This window comes from Streptomyces sp. NPDC041191 (genome assembly GCF_055591945.1).
In genome coordinates this window covers 339,928-358,704 of the sequence record NZ_JBVIZC010000006.1, presented here as the reverse complement: position 1 = coordinate 358,704, position 18,777 = coordinate 339,928, and the positions used below count along the sequence as shown (strand labels likewise).

The window sequence follows — 18,777 nt, the reverse complement described above, 5'->3', positions numbered from 1 at the left end:
CCTGTTCGTAATACCCTCGAAGGGGAAACAGCCGTTACCCCCTTCCGCCCGCGACCCTAGCCCGCCGAAGTAAGGACTACAAGTGGAACTGGCCCATTACTCGGATTTCGCCGTGCGCCTGGTCAACACCGAGGAGCCGACCCGGGGCAAGGACTCCCTCACCTCCGTGGAGGCGGTCCGGGACCTCTTCGGCGCGGCCTCCCAGATGGCCCGCCGGGTCACCGAGGCGGACCTGCCCCGCTTCCGGACGGTACGGTCCCGGCTGCGCGCGGTCTTCACCGCGGCCGACGAGGGCGACCACACCGGCGCCGTCGACCTGCTCAACTCGCTCCTCCTGGAGTTCCCGGTCAGCCCCCAGATCTCGGGCCACGACTTCCTCGACGAGGAGGGCCGCCCCCGGTGGCACATGCACCTCGCCGATCACTCCTCGAACGCGACCACGGGGTACGCGGCCATCTGCGCGATGGGGCTCGCCTTCCACCTGACCGAGTTCGGCGCGGACCGGCTCGGCCTGTGCCAGGCGGCGCCCTGCCGCAACGCGTACCTGGACACCTCCACCAACCGCTCCCGGCGCTACTGCTCGGACCGCTGCGCGACCCGCGCCAACGTGGCCGCCTACCGGGCCCGCAAACGCCGGGAGGCCGAACTCGCGGACCCCACCGGCCTGACCGCCGAGACCAGCCAGGAGAGCACCGTCCCGGCCGAACGCTGACGCCCCGGCGTCACCGGCCGGTACCGCGCCCGCACCCTCCCGAGCACCAGTTCGGGCGGTACGGCTCCGAAGACCCGGCTGTCCCCCTCCGCGTCCGGGTTGTCGCCCAGCACCCACCAGCCGCCGTCGCGTCGCTCGATCAGCCGTTTCACGATGAGCAGATCCTGCTGGAGCGGATGGCGCAGCACGGCGACGCTCCCGGGCCGCAGCCGCCCCCCGTAGTGCACGAGCAGCCGGTCGCCGTGGAGCAGCGTGGGCACCATCGACACCCCCGTCACCTCGGCGATCCCGAACGGAGCCCCGGCTTCACCCGCCGGTTCCCGCCCCGTTTCCCTCATCACGACACCTCCCGGCCGGACCGCGCGCACCCGCGCGTCCGCTCGTACACTCGCCCACGAGTCCCGCGGCGCCCCCGGACTTTTGACCTAAGCCCCAGGGGCGCCCGCGAAAACGCCCTTCTCACCGAGTAATGTCCCACCTGAGAAGACGATCACGAGGAAGGACGGCTCAATGCTCTCCCGCCTGTTTGCCCCCAAGGTGAAGGTCAGCGCCCACTGCGACCTCCCGTGCGGCGTGTACGACCCGGCCCAGGCCCGCATCGAGGCCGAGTCCGTCAAGGCTGTCCAGGAGAAGTACCAGGCCAACGAGGACCCGCACTTCCGGGCCCGCGCCACGGTCATCAAGGAGCAGCGCGCGGAGCTCGCCAAGCACCACGTCTCGGTGCTCTGGAGCGACTACTTCAAGGCCCCGCACTTCGAGAAGTACCCCGAGCTCAACCAGCTGGTCAACGACACCCTGAAGGCCCTCTCGGCCGCCAAGGCGTCGACGGACCCGAAGACGGGCGAGAAGGCGCTGGAGCTCATCGCCGAGATCGACCGCATCTTCTGGGAGACGAAGAAGGCCTGACCTTCCGTCCCCGCTCCGAAGGGGTGCGACCGCTTGCCGGTCGCACCCCTTCGGGCGTTTCGGGAGGGGTTCGGGAGACGGGGGAACCGGCCGCGGGGGACAGCAGGCCGACGCCGCCGACGGCGAGGTTGCGGGGGATCACGCAGGCGACGGTCACGAGCACGACCACGGTCTCGCCCACGGGCATGCGCCCGCGAGGAACGCGTACGGGGCGACGGTGGTCGGCGTGTCGAGAGTGAACGGCACGTCCGGCAGTCCGGGTACGGGCGGGGCCCCTTGTCGCCCACCGTCGCCACCGCGATCCCGGCCGCGACCGGGTGGCCGAAGCCGTGCTCGCGGTTCGGGGGCGCGATGACCAGGGCGACGGCGCCGGTGGCGGCGGAGGTCATCGCCTGCCGGCCGCCGACGACCGGGATGACGACGGCGCACGAGCGACGAGCGGCGGGTGACGAGCGACGGGTGACGGTCAGCGGGCGATCCGGCAGGACGGGTCCGCCGGAGCCTCCCGTAGCCGGAGCGCCGCGCGGCGGGCACCCCGGGAGATCAGGGCACCCCGGGAGATCAGCCCGCCCCGGCCCCGCTCACACCGCCGTCATGCACGGCCCCACCGACAGTCCCGCCGCCGTCCCCTGCCCCCGCAGCCACTCGCGGTACGGGGCCGCGCGGAGGGCCACCTCGCGGTAGGCGGCGGCGAGTTCCGCGTACAGCGCGTCCAGGGGCGCGCCGGGGCGTCCGTACAGCAGGAGCCGGACGGCCAGGGGGTCGCCGCGCAGCGGGCGGACGGCCATGTCCTCGCGCGGGCCCGAGGTGGGCTGGCAGGGGGCGACGGCCTCACCGAGGACGATGAGCGAGGCGGCCGTGTGGTAGTCGCCGTGCAGCAGCGGAGGGTCGATCCCGGCGGCGTCCAGGACCCGGCGGAGGCCGTCCCATTCGCCGTCGACGGTCGGGTCGACCATCCAGTGGTCGTCCGCGAGGTCGGCGAGGTCCACGACGGGCCGGGCGGCGGCCGGGTGGTCGCGGGCCATGGAGACGAACTGCGGTTCGCGGGCGACCAGGACCCGTTCCGTCAGGCCCTCGGGGACCCGTAACGGGCAGCCCTCCACCTCGTGCACGAAGGCCACGTCGAGCCGGCCCGCGGCGACCGTGCGCAGCAGCGCGTTGGCGGAGACGTCCACCCGCAGGCCGACCTCGGTGCCCGGCAGCCGCTGGCGGAGCCGGCGCAGCCAGCCCGGGAGCGCCCGGCTCGCGGTGGAGCCGACGCGGAGTCCGGGGCCTTCGGTGCGGGCGGCGGCGGCCCGGGTCTCGGTGACGAGCGCGGCCATGTCCGCGACGAGGGGGCGGGCCCGGCTGAGGAGGGAACGGCCGAGCGGGGTGGGGTGGCAGCCGGTGCGGCCCCGGGAGAACAGTTCGGCCCCCAGGGAGTTCTCGATCCGGCGCAGCTGGGTGGTCAACGACGGCTGACTCATGCCCAGTTGGCGCGCCGCCTTGTGCAGGCTGCCCGTGTCCGCGATGGCGCAGAGCACGCGCAGGTGTCTCACCTCCAGCTCCATGCCCCGAGGGTAGGGCGGCCCCACGAGACGCACCAGACAGCCGGAACCCTTCGATCTCCTTTCGCTCCGGGGGCGGGGAGGGGGCGAGGAGGTGATGTGACGGGGTTATCGGCGGTTGACATCATCCCCGCGCGGGCCGGTTCCCTCCAGACTCTCCCCGACCCCTACAGGAGGAGCCCCCCATGCGACACTCCAAGGTCCTCACCTCCGCGCTGACCGCCGCCCTCGGCCTCGGCCTCTTCACCTCCCTCGGAGCGGCCCCGGCCGTCGCCGCGCCCGACGACCGGGCCGTGTCCGCCGGCAACGCCGCCGTCGCGTACGCCGGTTCGGCCGAGGAGGCCAAGGCCAACCGGGCCTTCTTCGACGCCGTCCTGAAGTCGGTGGCGAAGAAGCGGGCCGCCGTCCCCGGCGCGGAGGCCGTCACCGTCGTCTACAGCGCCGCCAACGCGCCGAGCTTCCGCACCCAGATCGCCCGCTCGGCCCAGATATGGAACAGCTCGGTGGTGAACGTCCGGCTCGTCGAGGGCAGCAACCCCGACTTCCGCTACTACGAGGGCAACGACTCCCGCGGTTCGTACGCCAGCACCGACGGGCACGGCGGCGGATACATCTTCCTCGACTACCGGCAGAACCAGCAGTACAACTCGACCCGGGTCACGGCCCACGAGACCGGGCACGTCCTCGGCCTCCCGGACCACTACAGCGGTCCGTGCAGCGAGTTGATGTCGGGCGGCGGTCCCGGCACGTCCTGCCAGAACGCCCAGCCGAACGCGCAGGAGCGGTCCCGCGTCGACCAGCTGTGGCGCTACGGCCTCGCCTCCGCCTTCAAGGGCTGACGGGCGGGGTTACGAGGACGGCGGCGCCCCTCCCCGGGTGCCGCCGTTCCCGTGCGCGTTCCCGTGCGGGCCGCGCGGTCGCGGGCCGCGCGCGCGTCGCGAGGTCGTGGGACGTGGGGACGTGGGGACGTGGGGTCGCGGAACGCGAGGAGGCCGACGCCCCGCCCCGGGCCGCGGAACGCGAGGACGCCGGCGCCCGCCGCGGGCCGCCGGCCCCAGGCCTCAGGCCGCCGGGAGGAGCCGCCGGCCGAAGTCCGCGCCGGGCGGAAGCTGACGGCGGACCCGCTCCAGCGCCCCCTCGAAATCGCCTCCCGCGACGCACGCCTCGAAGGCGGCGCCGCCGCAGTGCAGCGTCAGGCTGAGGTCGGGGCGCTCACCGAGCGTCAGGAGGCAGCTGAGCGTGGCCTGTTGGGCGGCCCCGTCCAGGACGACGGGAAGCGGGAGGTCCCACTCCAGGACGCAGCCGGTGAGGGTCTGCCCGTCGGCCGTGCCGAGCGAGGCGAAGCTCTCGCCCGTGTACTCGGTCCCCCTGACCCGGACGGCGACGCGCCGTCCGTCGGCCGTGATGACGATCGCTTCCGCGCCGCTGCGGTCCCGGTACCAGCCGGTCCAGACTTCCGTCGACTCCGATGACATGCGCGGACTGTAGCGGTACGACCGGCTCCCCCGCGCATCCGGTCACCCCGGGGCCGGACTTCTCCCGGTCTCGCCGTTCTTGCCGGTCACGTGCGGAGTCGCGGCTTCCGCACCCGCGGAATCCCCGTGCTTCCCGCTCCCCCCGTGCTCCTCGCGCTCCCCGCGTTCCTCGTGGAGCGGACACTCCGGGTCGCGGCAGGGCTCCACCTCCCATTCCGGCACCCAGGCCCCGAGGACCTTGTGCCGGGTGACCCGCGCGGTGCGCGGACCGCCGCAGGCGGGGCAGGGGTGCTCGGCCCGCGGGTCCCGGGTCGTACGGAACGCCTCGTCAGCCATGTCTCCAGGGTAGGACGCCCGGCGCGGAGGCGCTTCCCGCCGCCTCCGCCCATCCGGCCCCGTACGCGCTACCGCTTCCTGGAGTACGTGCGGACGATCACGCCGTTGTCGAAGGCGCGCACGTCGCCCAGCTCGAAGTCCCGGGGTTCGAAACCGGCGCCGAACATCGGCATGCCGGTGCCGTACACCTGCGGATAGGTCTTGATGACCAACTCGTCGATCTCCTCGATGAGCTCCCCCGCGACGGTGGAGCCGCCACAGAGCCAGATGCCCAGGGGGCCGTCCTCGGCCTTGAGTTCCCGGACGCGGCCGACGAGGTCGTCGGAGATCAGCTCGATGTCGGGGTGGGGCGCCTCGGCGAGCGAACGGGTGGCGACGAACTCGCGCAGGTGGCCGTAGGGGCTGGTGAGGCCGATGTCCAGGGCGAGCCGGTACGACGCCATCCCCTGCACGACGGTGTCGAAGTGCTGGTGGGGGCCGTCGATGCCGAGGGCCTCCCGGCCGGGCGCGGAGATCGTCTCCGGGTACTCCGCCCCCATCCATTCCAGGTACGAGTCCTCGGCGTACTTGTACATGGAGGTGGCGTCGCCCTCGGGGTCGCCGATGAAACCGTCGATGGTGCAGGCGATGTAGTAGGTGAGCTTGCGCAAGCGGGTCCTCTTCTTCGGGTTCGGGTCACGGCCGCTGCCGCAACCACGACAGTTATAGTGCTTCACCTGTAGTGGTTGTGCAAGCCCCATCGCGAAGAGAACCCACCCGACACCGAGGGAGCCCCCATGGCGAGAAACCCGGAACGCCGTACGACCCTGCTCGACGCGGCGATCGAGGTACTGGCGGACGAAGGCGCCCGCGGTCTGACGTTCCGCGCGGTCGACGCCCGGGCGGGGGTCCCGACGGGCACGTCGTCCAACTACTTCGACCACCGGGACCAGTTGCTCTCCCAGGTGGGCGACCGGATCTTCGCGCGGCTCACCCCGCCCCCCGGTGTCATCGACACCGCCATGCGACCCGCGCCCGGCCGGGAGCTGCTGGTGGAACTGATGCGCTGGACCGCCGGGCGCCTGGCGGCGGAGCGCACCTGCTACCTGGGCCTCTTCGAGCTGCGCCTGGAGGCCGTGCGCCGTCCGGAGCTGCGGACCCAGCTCACCAAGGTGCTCCGCTCCGACCTGAACGAGAACATCCGGCTGCACCTCGATTCCGGCATGCCGGGGGACGCGGACACGGTACGGGTCCTCTACTTCGCCCTCACCGGGCTGCTGCTCGACCACTTCACGGTCCCGGAACTCCACGGCGACCGGGACCTGGACTCCCTGATCGAGACCGTGGTCACCCGCATCGCCCCGGCGGACTGAGCACCCGGGGCCCCGGGCCCCGGCGGTCTCAGCGCACGCGTCGGGTGACGTACTCCGCGAGGGCGAGCAGGTCCCCCGCGGCCGCCACGTCCGGGACCGCCTGTGCCAGGTGCTCGACGGCACGGCCCATGCGCTCGGCAGCCTGGGCCTGCGCCCAGTCGCGCCCACCGGCCCGCTCCACCGCGTCCGCCGCGGCCCGGACCGCCTCCGCGTCGAGGACCCGGCGGGAGTACAGCTCGGCCAGCTCGTCCCCCGCCGGCGTCCCGGAGGTGAGCGCCGCCACCACGGGCAGCGACTTCTTGCGGGCGACCAGATCGGCCCCGGCCGGCTTGCCCGTACGGTCCGGGTCCCCCCAGATGCCGATGAGGTCGTCGATCAGCTGGAAGGCGAGCCCCGCCTCCCGGCCGAAGGCGTCCATCGCCGCGACCTCCTCCTCGCCCGCGCCGGCGTAGAGCGCGCCGAGGGCGCACGCGCAGCCGAGCAGGGCGCCGGTCTTGGCGGTGGCCATGGCGGTGCACTCGTCGAGGGAGACCTCGTGCGGACCGCGCTGCTCGAAGGCGCAGTCCGCCTGCTGCCCCGCGCAGAGTTCGATGACGCAGGCGGCGAGACGCGCGGAGGCGGCGGCCGAGGAGGGGTGCGGGTCCTCGGCGAGCAGGCGCAGGGCGAGCGCGCACATCGCGTCCCCGGTGATCAGCGCGTCCGGCACGCCGAAGACCGTCCAGGCGGTGGGCCGGTGGCGCCGGGTCGGGTCCCCGTCGACGATGTCGTCGTGGAGCAGGGTGAAGTTGTGCGCGAGCTCCACCGCGGCGGCGGCCTTCACGGCCCGGGTCTCCTCGGCCCCGAGCGCGCGGGCCGCGGCGAGGACGAGGGCGGGCCGGATGGCCTTGCCCGCCTGCTCCGCGGCCGGGGAGCCGTCGGCGTGCTCCCAGCCGAGGTGGTACATCGCCACCCGCCGTACGGAACCGGGCAGGGTCTCGACGGTCGAGCGGAGCTGGGGGTGGACGGCCGCCCGCGTCCGGTCCAGGAGCGCCACGGCTCCCTGACCGTCGGTGACGGCGTTCGCGCTGGTCATGGTCACGCTTGCTTCCTTCACGTTCTTCGCGGCGACCGTTCGCCGTGACGAGCCGGGAGGGCGCCGGGGCGGGAGGGCGCCGGAGCGGGGGTGCCGGCCCTCCCGCCCCGGGCGCCGCCGCCTCAGCTCCAGCGGCCGATCTCGACGTTCTCCAGGACGCCGAGCGCGTCCGGGACGAGGACCGCCGCCGAGTAGTAGGCCGTGACCAGGTAGGAGATGATCGCCTGCTCGTCGATGCCCATGAAGCGGACGGAGAGGCTGGGCTCGATCTCGTCGGGGAGGCCGGTCTGGTGCAGGCCGATCACGCCCTGGTCGGCCTCGCCCGTACGCATGCAGATGATCGAGGTGGTCCGGGCGTCCGAGACCGGGATCTTGTTGCACGGGTAGATCGGCACACCGCGCCAGGTCGGGATGCGGTTGCCGTTGATGTCGATGGTCTCGGGCACCAGACCGCGCTTGTTGAGCTCGCGGCCGAAGGCGGCGATGGCGCGCGGGTGGGCGAGGAACATCTTCGAGCCCCGGCGGCGGGAGAGCAGCTCGTCCATGTCGTCGGGGCTCGGGACGCCGTCGTGGGGCTGGATGCGCTGCCCGTAGTCGCAGTTGGAGAGGAGGCCGAACTCCTTGTTGTTGACGATCTCGTGCTCCTGGCGCTCGCGGAGCGCCTCGACCGTGAGCCGCAACTGCTGCTCGGTCTGGTTCATCGGCTGGTTGTAGAGGTCGGCGACGCGGCTGTGGACCTTCAGTACGGTCTGGGCGACGCTCAGTTCGTACTCGCGGGGCGAGGCGTCGTAGTCGACGTAGGTGTGGGGGACGACGGCCTCGCCGACGTGGCCGGCGGAGAGGTCGATGGCGGCCTCGCCGTACTTGTTGGTGCGCTGCTCGGACAGCGTGGCGACGGCCGTGAGGTGCGTGGCGAGCGAGTCGACCCGGTCCGCCAGGTTCCGCACGTCGTCCCGGGTGAGCTCCAGGACCGTACAGGCGGTGGCGGCCCGGGCGGTCCACTCCCAGGTGGCGTCGTCGCGGATCAGGGAGGAGTCGCCGAGGTGGGCGCCGTCGGCGAGGACGCCGAGGACGGCCTCGGCGCCGTACGGCCCCTCGCCGATCTGCTCGATCCGGCCGTGGGCGAGGAGGTACACGCGGTCGCTGGGGGCGCCCGCGACGGCGATGACCTCGCCCGCCGCGTACTCCCGCTGGGTGCAGCGGGAGGCGAGTTCGGCCAGCGCGCCCTCGTCCTCGTAGCCCCGCAGGGCGGGGATCTCGCCGAGCTCGGCGGGGATCACCGCGACGTGCTCGCCGGTCTGGACGAAGGTGACGCGGCCGTCTCCCACGGAGTAGCTGAGCCTCCGGTTGACCCGGTACGTACCGCCCTGCACCTGGACCCACGGCAGCGTCCTCAGCAGCCACCGCGAGGTGATCTCCTGCATCTGCGGTGCCGACTTGGTGGTCGTGGCGAGGTTCCGCGCGGCGGCGGTACCGAGACTCTGCTGCGGCGCCTGCTGCTCCGCGCGGATCTCGTCGCCAACCGAACCTACGGACATGGGACTCCCTCTCATATGCCTGAGTTGCAGCATCAGCCTTTCACTACTCAGCGTGTCGGCGCCATTACACGATCGAGTGGGGCTGTTCGACGATTTCCGGGGCATGCCGCCGTTTTCCCCTCCGGACGGCCGAGGTCCGGCGCCCCCGTCCGGCGCACTGTCCGGATCGGCTCGCACACGGTCCGAACGGATGGCGGCGGTTCGGCGGACTCCGGTACTCCGGAAGTTCGTTCCCGTCCTTCGGAAGGAGTCGGTCATGGCTTCACCCATGTCCGCGAACAGGTTCCTCACCGCGCTGCGCGACGAGGGCCTCGCGGTCGTCCAGGTCGGCGACTGGGCCACCCACAACCGCAACCACAAGGGCCCCTGGGGTCCGGTGCACGGCGTGATGATCCACCACACCGTGACCCGGGGCACCGCCGGCACCGTCCGCATCTGCCGCGACGGCTACGCGAGCCTGCCGGGGCCGCTCTGCCACGGCGTGATCGCCAAGGACGGCGGGGTCCACCTCGTCGGCTACGGCCGCGCCAACCACGCCGGGCTCGGCGACGACGAAGTGCTCCGGGCGGTCATCGCCGAGCGGCGCCTGCCGAGGGACGACGAGGCCACCACGGACGGCAACCGGCACTTCTACGGCTTCGAGTGCGAGAACCTCGGGGACGGCAAGGACCCGTGGCCGAAGGTCCAGCTGGAGGCCATCGCGAAGGCGGCCGCCGCCGTGTGCCGGGTGCACGGCTGGACGCACCGGTCGGTCATCGGTCACCTGGAGTGGCAGCCGGGGAAGTCGGACCCGCGCGGTTTCACCATGGGCTCCATGCGGGAGCGGATCGCCGACCTGCTGCGGTAGGCGCTGTCCGGCGCCGGGACCCGGTGCCGGACAGGACCCGGCGCCGGACGGACCCGCCCGGCCGCGACGCGGACCGCCGGCCCCGGCGGCGCGGGCCCCGGCCCCGTCCGGGGCGGGCGGTCCCGGCCGGGTCCGGCGCGTCCGGTTCCCGTCCGGCGCGTCCGTCCGCCGTCGGCCGCGTCCCGGGCGGGCGGCACAATGACCCGGTGAACGCGTTCGACCTCCCGCCGCTGCGCCCCCGGCTGCCCTCCCCCCTGGAGCCGGTGGAGGACGAGCGCTTCGCCCGGCGCGGCCTCGCGCTGCTCCTGAAGCGCGAGGACCTCATCCACCCGGACCTGCCGGGCAACAAGTGGCGCAAGCTCGCGCCCAACCTGCGCGCGGCGGGCGGGCGCCCCCTGCTCACCTTCGGCGGGGCGTACTCCAACCACCTGCGGGCGGTGGCCGCCGCCGGCCGGCTGCTCGGTTTCCCCACGGTCGGGGTGGTCCGCGGCGACGAGCTGGCCGGACGGCCGCTCAACCCCTCCCTCGCGCGGTGCGCGGCGGACGGGATGCGCCTGGAGTTCGTGGACCGGGCCACGTACCGGGCGAAGAACGACCCCGCCGTCCTCGCGGCGCTCCTGGAGCGGACCCGCGCGGACGCGTACGTGGTCCCCGAGGGCGGCAGCAACGCGCTCGCCGCGCGCGGCTGCGCGGAGCTGGGCCGGGAACTGGCCGGGGCGGCGGACACGGTCGCCGTCGCCTGCGGCACGGGCGGCACCCTCGCGGGCCTCGCGGCCGGTCTCGCCCCGGGGCAGCGGGCCCTCGGCGTCCCGGTGCTCAAGGGGGGCTTCCTGGGCGGGGAGGTCCGCGCCCTCCAGGAGGCGGCGTTCGGGGGCCCGCGCGGCGACTGGTCCCTGGACGAGCGTTTCCACGGCGGGGGCTACGCGCGCGTGTCCCCGGTCCTGGAGGAGTTCACACGCGATTTCGAGGAACGGCATGAACTCGCCATCGAGCGGCTATATGTGGCCAAAATGCTTCACGCTCTCGTGACGCTGGCGGAGGAGGGCGCCTTCCCCGAGGGCACCCGGATCGCGGCGGTGGTCACCGGCGCTCCGGACGGCGGTCAGCCGTCCGCCTCCTCCCGGTAGGCGGCCGCCTCCTCCAGGTCGAGCCGGCGGAGCAGGGTCCGCATCATCTCGTCGTCGATCCGGCGCGCGTCGCGCAGCTGTACGAAGACCTTCCGTTCGGCGTCGATCATCTCGCGCGCGAGGCGCCGGTAGGTGTCGTCCGCCGTCTCCCCGGTGACCTCGTCGACCGTCCCGAGCCGTTCCCAGACCGCGTTGCGGCGTCGTTCGAGGACGGTGCGCAGCCGGTCGGCGAGGGGCTGCGGCAGGGCATTGCGCTCGTCCGCGAGGAGCGCGTCGAGGCGTTCCTCGGCGGCCCGCGACGCCTCGCTCTGCGCCTGGGCCTCGGCCAGCGTCTCGGCGTGCCGGTCGCGGCCGGGCAGCTTCAGGAACCGGATGAGGGGCGGGAGGGTGAGGCCCTGCACCACCAGCGTGCCGATCACGGTGGTGAAGGTGAGGAAGAGGACGAGGTTGCGGGCCGGGAACTCCTCGCCGGCGACGGCGACGGGGATGGAGAAGGCGACGGCGAGCGAGACCACCCCGCGCATGCCGGCCCAGCCGACGACGAGCGGCGTCCGCCAGTCCACCCCCGGCTCCCGTTCCCGGACGCGGGCGGAGAGCAGGCGGGGCAGGAAGGTCGACGGGTAGACCCAGACGAAGCGGACGAGGACGACGGCGACGAAGACGCCGGCCGCGTACCCGGCGGCTTCGCCGACCCCGTACGGGCCGAGGCCGCGGACGACGTACGGGAGCTGGAGTCCGATCAGGGCGAAGACGGCGGACTCCAGGACGAAGGACACCATCTTCCACACGGCCTCCTCCTGGAGCCGCGTCGCGAAGTCGACCTGCCAGGCGCGGTGGCCCAGGAAGAGGCCGACCACGACGACGGCGAGGACCCCGGAGGCGCCGACCTCCTCGGCGGCCGCGTAGGCGACGAAGGGGATGAGGAGGGAGAGGGTGTTCTGGAGCAGGGAGTCCCGCAGGTGGAGGCGGAGCCAGTGGAGGGGGACCATGAGGACCAGGCCGACGCCGATGCCGCCGAGGGCCGCGAGCGCGAACTCGCCCAGTCCGCCGGCCCAGCCGACGCCCTCGCCGACGGCCGCCGCGAGGGCGACCTTGTAGGCGGTGATCGCGGTCGCGTCGTTCACCAGGGACTCGCCCTGGAGGATCGTGGTGATCCGGTTCGGCAGGCCCAGCCTGCGGGCGATGGCGGTGGCGGCGACCGCGTCCGGCGGGGCGATCACCGCGCCGAGCACGAGGGCGGCGGTGAGCGGCAGGTCGGGCACGAGGACGTACGCGAGCCAGCCGACGGCCACGGTGGCGAAGAGGACGTACCCGACGGAGAGCAGGGCGACGGGCCGCACGTTGGCCCGCAGGTCGAGGTACGAGGAGTCGACGGCGGCCGTGTGGAGGAGCGGGGGCAGGATCAGCGGCAGGACGACGTGCGGGTCGAGCGTGTAGTCGGGGACGCCCGGCACGTACGAGGCGGCCAGTCCGGCGGCGACCAGGAGCAGCGGGGCGGGCACCGGGGTCCGGCGGGCGGTCCCCGCGATCGCGGCGCTCACCGCCACCAGTGCCACCAGCCGCAGTGCGTCCATGCCCGTCCGTCCGTCCGTCTTCGATCCGTGCCGCGAAGTAACCTGGCCATCATGAGCGAGTGCCCGCACGTTGCCGAACTGCCGCGCCCCGAACCGGCGCCGCTGGCCGCCACCTGCCCCCAGTGCCTGGCGGACGGCACGCACCCGGTCCAGTTGCGGCTCTGCCTGGAGTGCGGGCACGTGGGCTGCTGCGACTCCTCGGCGGGACGGCACGCCACGGCCCACTTCTCCTCGACCGGGCACCCGGTGATGCGGTCCTTCGAGCCGGGCGAGCGGTGGCGCTGGTGCTTCGTGGACGGCGCGATCGTCTGACGGCCGGACCGTCCCGTGGTTCGACCGGCTCGCGCGTGGGTACGTCACCCCTCCGCCGGTCGCTCGTTTCCGTCGTCCACGGCCCCCGCCCACCGCCCGCACCCGGAGACTTACCATGGGTGAGGAGCGGTGGAGGGGGGCGGGGTCCACGGCGACACGACGGGACGGATCGCGATAGCGTCACGGCGGACCGCGCAGCCCCCTGCGTACCGCCCGGTTCGGGGGCCTCTCCCCCGAGCCCCGAATGAGCTTGTGCCACCTTGGAGGTGAGGGTGTCCCAGATCGCAGGCGAGCCCGGGACCCAGGACTTCGTGGAAGTCCGGCTGCCCGCTGCGGGTGCCTATCTGTCCGTGCTGCGTACGGCCACGGCCGGCCTCGCGGCGCGTTTGGACTTCACTCTCGACGAGATCGAGGACTTGCGGATCGCGGTCGACGAGGCATGCGCCATCCTGCTCCAGCAGGCCGTACCGGGGTCCGTCCTCAGCTGCGTCTTCCGGCTGGTGGACGACTCGCTGGACGTGACGGTCTCCGCCCCCACGACCGACGGCCGCGCTCCCGAGCGGGACACCTTCGCCTGGACGGTGCTGTCGGCGCTGGCCGGGAAGGTCGAGTCGTCGGTGGCCGACGACCGTACGGTCTCGATCAGCCTGTACAAACAGCGCGGCGCGGGGCCAGGCCCGGCGTGAGGAGCGGGGACGCGACGGCCGGCCTCCCCGGGCAGAAGGCGCGGCCGCACGAGGTCGCTACGGAGCGGGCGGACCAGATGAGCGAGCACGAGCAGCACCACGAGGCCGCCGGGGCGCCGGGCGCCCCCGAGACCCCCGAGGGTTCCGCCGGGGTCTCCGGTGCGCGGAAGCCGGAGGATTCCGGAGAGGCCGGGGCCGTCGGAACGGTGGCGGGGGCCGGGAACCACCGGGAGGCCGGGGAGGCCGGGGAGGCCGACGAGGCTCCGGACGTCCCCGCCGTCCCGGCTCCGCACGACCGGAGCGGCGCCCGTGCCCTCTTCGTCGAGCTGCGCGAGCTGCCGGAGGGCTCCCCCGAGAAGGCGGAGCTGCGCAACCGGCTGGTACGGATGCACCTGCCGCTGGTGGAGCACCTGGCCCGGCGCTTCCGCAATCGCGGCGAGCCGCTGGACGATCTGACGCAGGTGGCGACGATCGGCCTGATCAAGTCGGTGGACCGGTTCGATCCGGAGCGCGGGGTCGAGTTCTCCACGTACGCCACCCCCACGGTCGTCGGCGAGATCAAGCGCCACTTCCGGGACAAGGGCTGGGCGGTCCGGGTGCCGCGCCGGCTCCAGGAGCTGCGGCTCTCGCTGACCACGGCGACGGCGGAGCTGTCCCAGCAGCACGGCCGCTCACCGACGGTGCACGAGCTGGCCGAGCGGCTGGGGATCTCGGAGGAGGAGGTCCTGGAGGGGCTGGAGTCGGCGAACGCCTACTCGACGCTCTCCCTGGACGTTCCGGACACCGACGACGAGTCGCCGGCGGTGGCGGACACGCTGGGGGCGGAGGACGAGGCCCTGGAAGGGGTCGAGTACCGCGAGTCGCTGAAGCCGCTCCTGGAGGGCCTGCCGCCCCGGGAGAAGCGCATCCTGCTGCTCCGCTTCTTCGGGAACATGACCCAGTCGCAGATCGCGCAGGAGGTGGGCATCTCGCAGATGCACGTCTCCCGGCTGCTCGCCCGGACGCTCGCCCAGCTCCGGGAGAGGCTCCTGGTGGAGGAGTAGGACCGGTCCCGGTCCTACGGGGTGTCCCGGCCGGGGCGCCGGATGCCGAGCGCCTCGTTCGTGGCCGGGTTCACGAGGAGGACGAGCCCGGAGAGGGCGAGAACGGCGAGGACGGCACCGGCCGGGATCAGCGCGCCGTCCGCCCGGAGCATCTGCCAGGCGACCGGCAGGGCCAGGATCTGGGTGATGACGGCGGGGCCGCGGCTCCAGGAACGGCGCAGCCACAGCCCCCGGGCGGCGGCGAGCGGGATCAGGCCGAGCAGGACGAGCGTCACGGCGCCCGTCAGGGCGCCGGTGAGGTCCTCGGGCGCTCCCGTCAGGGTTCTCACCAGCATGTACGCGCCCCCGGCGAGGAGCCCGAGCGCCTCGACGCCGGTCACGGCCGCCGCGGCGGCGAGACGGGGGGGACGGGGGGTCTGTTCCGCACTGCTCATGCAAGGCAGGGTAGCGGGGGCGGCCGGGACGCGGCCGGGGCGTCCCTCGTGCGCGCCGGGCTGCGGCCCCCTGCGGCGGGCTCTGCCGCGGGCCCGGCTGGGGGCGGTACCGCCGGGTAGGTACGCTGGCGCCCATGCGCGCACTTCTCGTGGTCAACCCGGCAGCCACCACCACCAGTGCCCGCACCCGTGACGTGCTCATCCACGCCCTGGCCAGTGAGACGAAGCTGGAGGCGGTCACCACCGAGTACCGCGGACACGCGCGTGACCTGGGCCGACGGGCCGCCGAAGCGGGCAACGTCGATCTGGTCGTCTCCCTCGGCGGGGACGGCACGGTCAACGAGGTGGTCAACGGTCTGCTGCACGACGGCCCCGGTCCGGGCCGCCTGCCGGACCTCGCGGTCGTCCCCGGCGGCTCGACCAACGTGTTCGCCCGCGCGCTGGGGCTGCCGAACGACGCGGTCGAGGCGACCGGCGTCCTGCTCGACGCGTTGCGTGAGCGCCGGACACGCACGGTGAGCCTGGGGCTCGCCTCCGGGACGCCGGGCACGGAGGACGAGTCGGTGCCGTCCCGCTGGTTCACCTTCTGCGCGGGTCTGGGTTTCGACGCGAGCGTCATCGGCCGGGTCGAACAGCAGCGGGAGCGCGGGAAGAGATCCACCCACGCCCTCTATCTGCGCCAGGTGCTGCGCCAGTTCCTGAACGAGCCGAACCGCCGGCACGGCACGATCACCCTGGAACGTCCGGACGCGGAGCCGGTCGAGGACCTGGTCCTCTCCATCATCTGCAACACCTCTCCCTGGACCTACCTGGGCAATCGCCCGGTGTACGCGTCGCCGGACGCCTCCTTCGAAACCGCCCTCGACGTGCTCGGGCTGAGGCGTCTCTCTACCCCCGCGGTCGCCCGGTATGCCACCCAGCTGCTCATGTCGTCGCCGGAACGCGGGCCTCGCGGCAAGCACGCGACGACTCTGCACGATCTGACCGACTTCACCTTGCATTCGAAGGTCCCCCTCCCCCTGCAGATGGACGGAGACCACCTCGGACTGCGTACGAGCGTGACGTTCACAGGCGTTCGCCGTGCACTGCGTGTGATTGTGTGAGTGGAAGGGGCCAAAGTCCTTTCACTCGAACGTTTAGGCGCGTATCCACCCCTAAGAAGTACGGCTGTGACCTAGCCGACACCGAGGAATCAAAAAAAACTTTCCAGAAGGGGTTGTATCCGCTGCCGAGGTTTGCGAGTCTCTTCTTGGCAATCGGGACGGCCCGCAAGACCGGCCTCCACTGAGAGCCAGAACCCCTCCTCAGTCCAAAGGACCACACCAGTTCATCTGGCAGTCGGCCCTTCCCTTGCGGAGGGATTCGTGAAAGCGTTCACATTCACAAGCAACCTGCACGTAATACCAAGAGAGGTAGCAGCCATGGACTGGCGTCACAACGCCGTTTGTCGTGAGGAAGACCCCGAGCTGTTCTTCCCCATCGGCAACACCGGTCCTGCGCTGCTGCAGATCGAGGAAGCCAAGGCCGTCTGCCGCCGCTGCCCCGTCATGGAGCAGTGCCTGCAGTGGGCGCTCGAGTCCGGCCAGGACTCCGGCGTCTGGGGTGGCCTCAGCGAGGACGAGCGCCGCGCGATGAAGCGCCGTGCCGCTCGCAACCGGGCGCGCAACGCCAGCGCCTGACGCCCCACGACAGCCTCAGGCGAGCGGCGCACACATCGCGTGTGCAGGCACCGCCCTTGAGTCGCAGCGCGCAGTAACAACCCACAGCATTCGAGCCCCGGACCGATTTCCTTCGGTCCGGGGCTCGCTGCTGTGCGCGCCGCCGGAATTCCGGCGGCGGACGCTACTTCTGCGGCCGTACGGGAATGTCGAGGACCACCTTCGTGCCGCGCCCGGGAGCCGGGAGCATGTCGAAGCCTCCGCCCAACTCCCCTTCCACCAGGGTGCGTACGATCTGGAGTCCGAGATTTCCGGCCCGCTGCGGATCGAACCCCTCGGGAAGGCCGCGGCCGTCGTCCTGGACCGTGATCAGAAGCCGGGGATCGGCGCGGAGTTCGCTCCGGACGGCGGTGACCTCGACCGTGCCCCGCTCCCCCTGCACGAAGGCGTGTTCGAGGGCGTTCTGGAGGATCTCGGTCAGGACCATGGAGAGCGGGGTGGCGACCTCGGCGTCGAGGATGCCGAAGCGGCCGTTGCGCCGGCAGGTGACCTTGCCCGGGGAGATCTCCGCCACCATCGCGATGACGCGGTCGGCGATCTCGTCGAACTGGACGCGCTCGTCCAGGTTCTGAGACAGCGTCTCGTGCACGATGGCGATCGAGCCGACGCGCCGCACGGCCTCTTCGAGGGCTTCGCGGCCCCGGTCCGAGTCCATCCGGCGGGCCTGGAGGCGGAGCAGGGCGGCCACCGTCTGGAGGTTGTTCTTCACCCGGTGGTGGATCTCCCGGATGGTGGCGTCCTTGGTGATCAACTCGCGCTCGCGGCGGCGCAGTTCGGTGACGTCCCGGAGCAGGACGAGGGAACCGATGCGGGTGCCCTTGGGCTTGAGCGGGATCGCCCGCAGCTGGATCACTCCGCTGTTGCCCTCGACCTCGAACTCGCGCGGCGCGTAACCGGAGGCCAGGGTGACCAGGGCCTCGTCCACCGGGCCGCGCGAGGGCGCGAGTTCGGCGGTGATCTGGCCGAGGTGCTGGCCGACGAGGTCGGCGGCGAGGCCGAGCCGGTGGTAGGCGGAGAGCGCGTTGGGCGAGGCGTACTGGACGACGCCCTCGGCGTCCAGCCGGACGAGGCCGTCCCCGGCCCGGGGCGAGGAGTCCATGTCGACCTGCTCGCCGGGGAAGGGAAACGTTCCGGCGGCGATCATCTGCGCGAGGTCGGAGGCCGACTGGAGGTAGGTCAGCTCCAGCCGGGAGGGGGTGCGGACGGTCAGCAGGTTGGTGTTGCGGGCGATGACGCCGAGGACCCGGCCCTCGCGGCGCACGGGGATGGACTCGACCCGCACCGGGACCTCCTCGCGCCACTCCGGGTCGCCCTCGCGGACGATCCGGCCCTCGTCGAGGGCGGCGTCGAGCAGCGGGCGGCGGCCGCGCGGGACCAGGTGGCCGACCATGTCGTCCTGGTAGGAGGTGGGGCCGGTGTTCGGCCGCATCTGGGCGACGGAGACGTACCGCGTGCCGTCGAGGGTGGGGACCCAGAGGACGAGGTCGGCGAAGGAGAGGTCGGAGAGCAGCTGCCACTCCGACACCAGCAGGTGGAGCCACTCGAGGTCGGAGTCGCTCAGGGTGGTGTGCTGGCGTACGAGGTCGTTCATGGAGGGCACGGTGCGAGCGTACCCGCGGAATTGCGGGGTCCGCGCACCTGGATCTCCGGAGCCGCGTACTGGAGGATGGGACGGGAAGGGCCGCGTTCCCGTGGATGGACAGAGAAGAATGGTCTAGTCCACAATGAGCGCGACAGAGCTTCCATCCTCCCCGCACAGGAGGGTGGAACGAGGTACCCGGCGCTCTCTGCCCTGACTGCGCCGAGACCTCCCACACGGCCGAGGGACCGCACACCCCCGGCCGGGCAACTCCGGGCTGCGGTGCCGGGCGGGCTGAGGGTCCCGCCGGGCGCCGCGGCCCGCGGGTGTTTCCGGGGCCGGCGCGTCCGGCCGCCAAAGGCCCGGCCACCCCTCCCGCGGCACCCCCACCGCCCCTCCCGCGGCACCCTCCGCGCCCCGCACCTCCCCCCTTCGTCCCGCCCGGGAGGCAGCCCCCGCCGGGCCGGCCGGCCCGTGGCGCCGCTCTCGCGGAGGCCCGCCACCGTTCCGCCCCCTCTC

At 72.9% G+C, this 18,777-nt stretch carries 21 protein-coding genes and 1 pseudogene; 11 read left to right on the top strand and 11 right to left on the bottom strand.

Going from position 1 to position 18,777, the window contains the following annotated elements:
• Positions 1 to 82: 82 nt before the first annotated feature.
• The gene (locus ACZ6AQ_RS15010; protein ID WP_388698187.1) at positions 83 to 712 is read left to right on the top strand and encodes a CGNR zinc finger domain-containing protein; all 630 of its coding nucleotides are present in this window, start codon (positions 83 to 85) and stop codon (positions 710 to 712) included.
• On the opposite strand, the gene sodX is transcribed toward ACZ6AQ_RS15010, so the two are convergent.
• A complete protein-coding gene (gene sodX / locus ACZ6AQ_RS15005; protein WP_468760188.1) occupies positions 616 to 1,050 on the bottom strand; it encodes a nickel-type superoxide dismutase maturation protease in 435 nt (144 codons plus the stop codon). The two genes, ACZ6AQ_RS15010 and sodX, sit on opposite strands and share 97 nt — an antisense overlap.
• 172 nt (positions 1,051 to 1,222) lie before the next feature.
• On the opposite strand from sodX, the gene sodN reads away from it, so the two are divergent.
• Positions 1,223 to 1,618 (top strand): superoxide dismutase, Ni, encoded by a 396-nt coding sequence (gene sodN, locus ACZ6AQ_RS15000; RefSeq protein WP_030207400.1) that lies wholly within the window; start codon positions 1,223 to 1,225, stop codon positions 1,616 to 1,618.
• Between the two features lie 198 nt (positions 1,619 to 1,816).
• On the opposite strand, the pseudogene ACZ6AQ_RS14995 reads toward sodN, so the two are convergent.
• Positions 1,817 to 2,007 (bottom strand): annotated as a pseudogene (locus tag ACZ6AQ_RS14995) (hypothetical protein); the annotation flags it as partial.
• 192 nt (positions 2,008 to 2,199) lie between these two features.
• The gene (locus tag ACZ6AQ_RS14990; protein WP_468760187.1) at positions 2,200 to 3,168 is read right to left on the bottom strand and encodes a LysR family transcriptional regulator; all 969 of its coding nucleotides are present in this window, start codon (positions 3,166 to 3,168) and stop codon (positions 2,200 to 2,202) included.
• A gap of 182 nt (positions 3,169 to 3,350) precedes the next feature.
• Here ACZ6AQ_RS14990 and snpA point away from each other — a divergent pair, with 182 nt between their 5' ends.
• On the top strand, positions 3,351 to 4,004 hold the full coding sequence (snpA, locus tag ACZ6AQ_RS14985; protein ID WP_388698195.1) for a snapalysin: 654 nt from the start codon (positions 3,351 to 3,353) through the stop codon (positions 4,002 to 4,004).
• Positions 4,005 to 4,226: 222 nt separating this feature from the next.
• Here the strand turns inward: snpA and ACZ6AQ_RS14980 are convergent, their stop codons facing one another.
• From ACZ6AQ_RS14980 to ACZ6AQ_RS14970, 3 genes are all read right to left on the bottom strand, one after another.
• Positions 4,227 to 4,640, bottom strand: a complete 414-nt coding sequence (locus ACZ6AQ_RS14980; protein ID WP_468760186.1) for a DUF6304 family protein — start codon at positions 4,638 to 4,640, stop codon at positions 4,227 to 4,229.
• A gap of 42 nt (positions 4,641 to 4,682) precedes the next feature.
• Complete coding sequence (locus tag ACZ6AQ_RS14975; protein ID WP_468760185.1) at positions 4,683 to 4,976, bottom strand: hypothetical protein; 294 nt, start codon at positions 4,974 to 4,976, stop codon at positions 4,683 to 4,685.
• 68 nt (positions 4,977 to 5,044) lie between these two features.
• Positions 5,045 to 5,626 carry a dihydrofolate reductase family protein gene (locus tag ACZ6AQ_RS14970; protein ID WP_468760184.1) on the bottom strand — a complete coding sequence of 194 codons (582 nt, stop codon included), beginning with the start codon at positions 5,624 to 5,626 and terminating at the stop codon, positions 5,045 to 5,047.
• Between the two features lie 126 nt (positions 5,627 to 5,752).
• Between ACZ6AQ_RS14970 and ACZ6AQ_RS14965 the strand changes: the two genes are divergently transcribed.
• Positions 5,753 to 6,328 carry a TetR/AcrR family transcriptional regulator gene (locus tag ACZ6AQ_RS14965; protein ID WP_468760183.1) on the top strand — a complete coding sequence of 192 codons (576 nt, stop codon included), beginning with the start codon at positions 5,753 to 5,755 and terminating at the stop codon, positions 6,326 to 6,328.
• A 28-nt stretch (positions 6,329 to 6,356) separates the two neighbouring features.
• On the opposite strand, the gene ACZ6AQ_RS14960 is transcribed toward ACZ6AQ_RS14965, so the two are convergent.
• Complete coding sequence (locus tag ACZ6AQ_RS14960) at positions 6,357 to 7,400, bottom strand: family 2 encapsulin nanocompartment cargo protein polyprenyl transferase (RefSeq protein WP_388698309.1); 1,044 nt, start codon at positions 7,398 to 7,400, stop codon at positions 6,357 to 6,359.
• A 122-nt stretch (positions 7,401 to 7,522) separates the two neighbouring features.
• Positions 7,523 to 8,938 (bottom strand): family 2B encapsulin nanocompartment shell protein, encoded by a 1,416-nt coding sequence (locus ACZ6AQ_RS14955; RefSeq protein WP_468760182.1) that lies wholly within the window; start codon positions 8,936 to 8,938, stop codon positions 7,523 to 7,525.
• 256 nt (positions 8,939 to 9,194) lie between these two features.
• Between ACZ6AQ_RS14955 and ACZ6AQ_RS14950 the strand changes: the two genes are divergently transcribed.
• Together ACZ6AQ_RS14950 and ACZ6AQ_RS14945 are read left to right on the top strand one after the other, a co-directional pair.
• A complete protein-coding gene (locus tag ACZ6AQ_RS14950; RefSeq protein WP_388698207.1) occupies positions 9,195 to 9,785 on the top strand; it encodes an N-acetylmuramoyl-L-alanine amidase in 591 nt (196 codons plus the stop codon).
• Positions 9,786 to 9,991: 206 nt separating this feature from the next.
• Positions 9,992 to 10,912 carry a 1-aminocyclopropane-1-carboxylate deaminase/D-cysteine desulfhydrase gene (locus ACZ6AQ_RS14945; RefSeq protein WP_468760181.1) on the top strand — a complete coding sequence of 307 codons (921 nt, stop codon included), beginning with the start codon at positions 9,992 to 9,994 and terminating at the stop codon, positions 10,910 to 10,912.
• Here ACZ6AQ_RS14945 and ACZ6AQ_RS14940 read toward each other — a convergent pair.
• On the bottom strand, positions 10,888 to 12,486 hold the full coding sequence (locus tag ACZ6AQ_RS14940; protein ID WP_468760180.1) for a Na+/H+ antiporter: 1,599 nt from the start codon (positions 12,484 to 12,486) through the stop codon (positions 10,888 to 10,890). The two genes, ACZ6AQ_RS14945 and ACZ6AQ_RS14940, sit on opposite strands and share 25 nt — an antisense overlap.
• A 51-nt stretch (positions 12,487 to 12,537) precedes the next feature.
• Between ACZ6AQ_RS14940 and ACZ6AQ_RS14935 the strand changes: the two genes are divergently transcribed.
• The 3 genes from ACZ6AQ_RS14935 (at position 12,538) to ACZ6AQ_RS14925 (ending at position 14,527) form a co-directional block, all read left to right on the top strand.
• Positions 12,538 to 12,798 carry a UBP-type zinc finger domain-containing protein gene (locus ACZ6AQ_RS14935; RefSeq protein WP_468760179.1) on the top strand — a complete coding sequence of 87 codons (261 nt, stop codon included), beginning with the start codon at positions 12,538 to 12,540 and terminating at the stop codon, positions 12,796 to 12,798.
• A gap of 272 nt (positions 12,799 to 13,070) precedes the next feature.
• Positions 13,071 to 13,484, top strand: coding sequence for an ATP-binding protein (locus ACZ6AQ_RS14930; protein ID WP_019889334.1), 414 nt, complete (start codon positions 13,071 to 13,073; stop codon positions 13,482 to 13,484).
• Entirely contained in the window at positions 13,481 to 14,527 is a 1,047-nt protein-coding gene (locus ACZ6AQ_RS14925) for an RNA polymerase sigma factor SigF (RefSeq protein WP_468760178.1), read from the top strand. The genes ACZ6AQ_RS14930 and ACZ6AQ_RS14925 overlap by 4 nt, the downstream gene beginning before the upstream one ends.
• Positions 14,528 to 14,541: 14 nt before the next feature.
• On the opposite strand, the gene ACZ6AQ_RS14920 is transcribed toward ACZ6AQ_RS14925, so the two are convergent.
• Positions 14,542 to 14,961: a hypothetical protein gene (locus ACZ6AQ_RS14920; protein WP_468760177.1), complete on the bottom strand. Its 420-nt coding sequence runs from the start codon at positions 14,959 to 14,961 to the stop codon at positions 14,542 to 14,544.
• Between the two features lie 134 nt (positions 14,962 to 15,095).
• Here ACZ6AQ_RS14920 and ACZ6AQ_RS14915 point away from each other — a divergent pair, with 134 nt between their 5' ends.
• The gene (locus ACZ6AQ_RS14915; RefSeq protein ID WP_388698223.1) at positions 15,096 to 16,064 is read left to right on the top strand and encodes a diacylglycerol/lipid kinase family protein; all 969 of its coding nucleotides are present in this window, start codon (positions 15,096 to 15,098) and stop codon (positions 16,062 to 16,064) included.
• A 318-nt stretch (positions 16,065 to 16,382) separates the two neighbouring features.
• On the top strand, positions 16,383 to 16,640 hold the full coding sequence (locus ACZ6AQ_RS14910; RefSeq protein ID WP_003953983.1) for a WhiB family transcriptional regulator: 258 nt from the start codon (positions 16,383 to 16,385) through the stop codon (positions 16,638 to 16,640).
• A 163-nt stretch (positions 16,641 to 16,803) separates the two neighbouring features.
• Here the strand turns inward: ACZ6AQ_RS14910 and ACZ6AQ_RS14905 are convergent, their stop codons facing one another.
• A complete protein-coding gene (locus tag ACZ6AQ_RS14905) occupies positions 16,804 to 18,270 on the bottom strand; it encodes a sensor histidine kinase (protein WP_468760176.1) in 1,467 nt (488 codons plus the stop codon).
• Positions 18,271 to 18,777 lie beyond the last annotated feature (507 nt).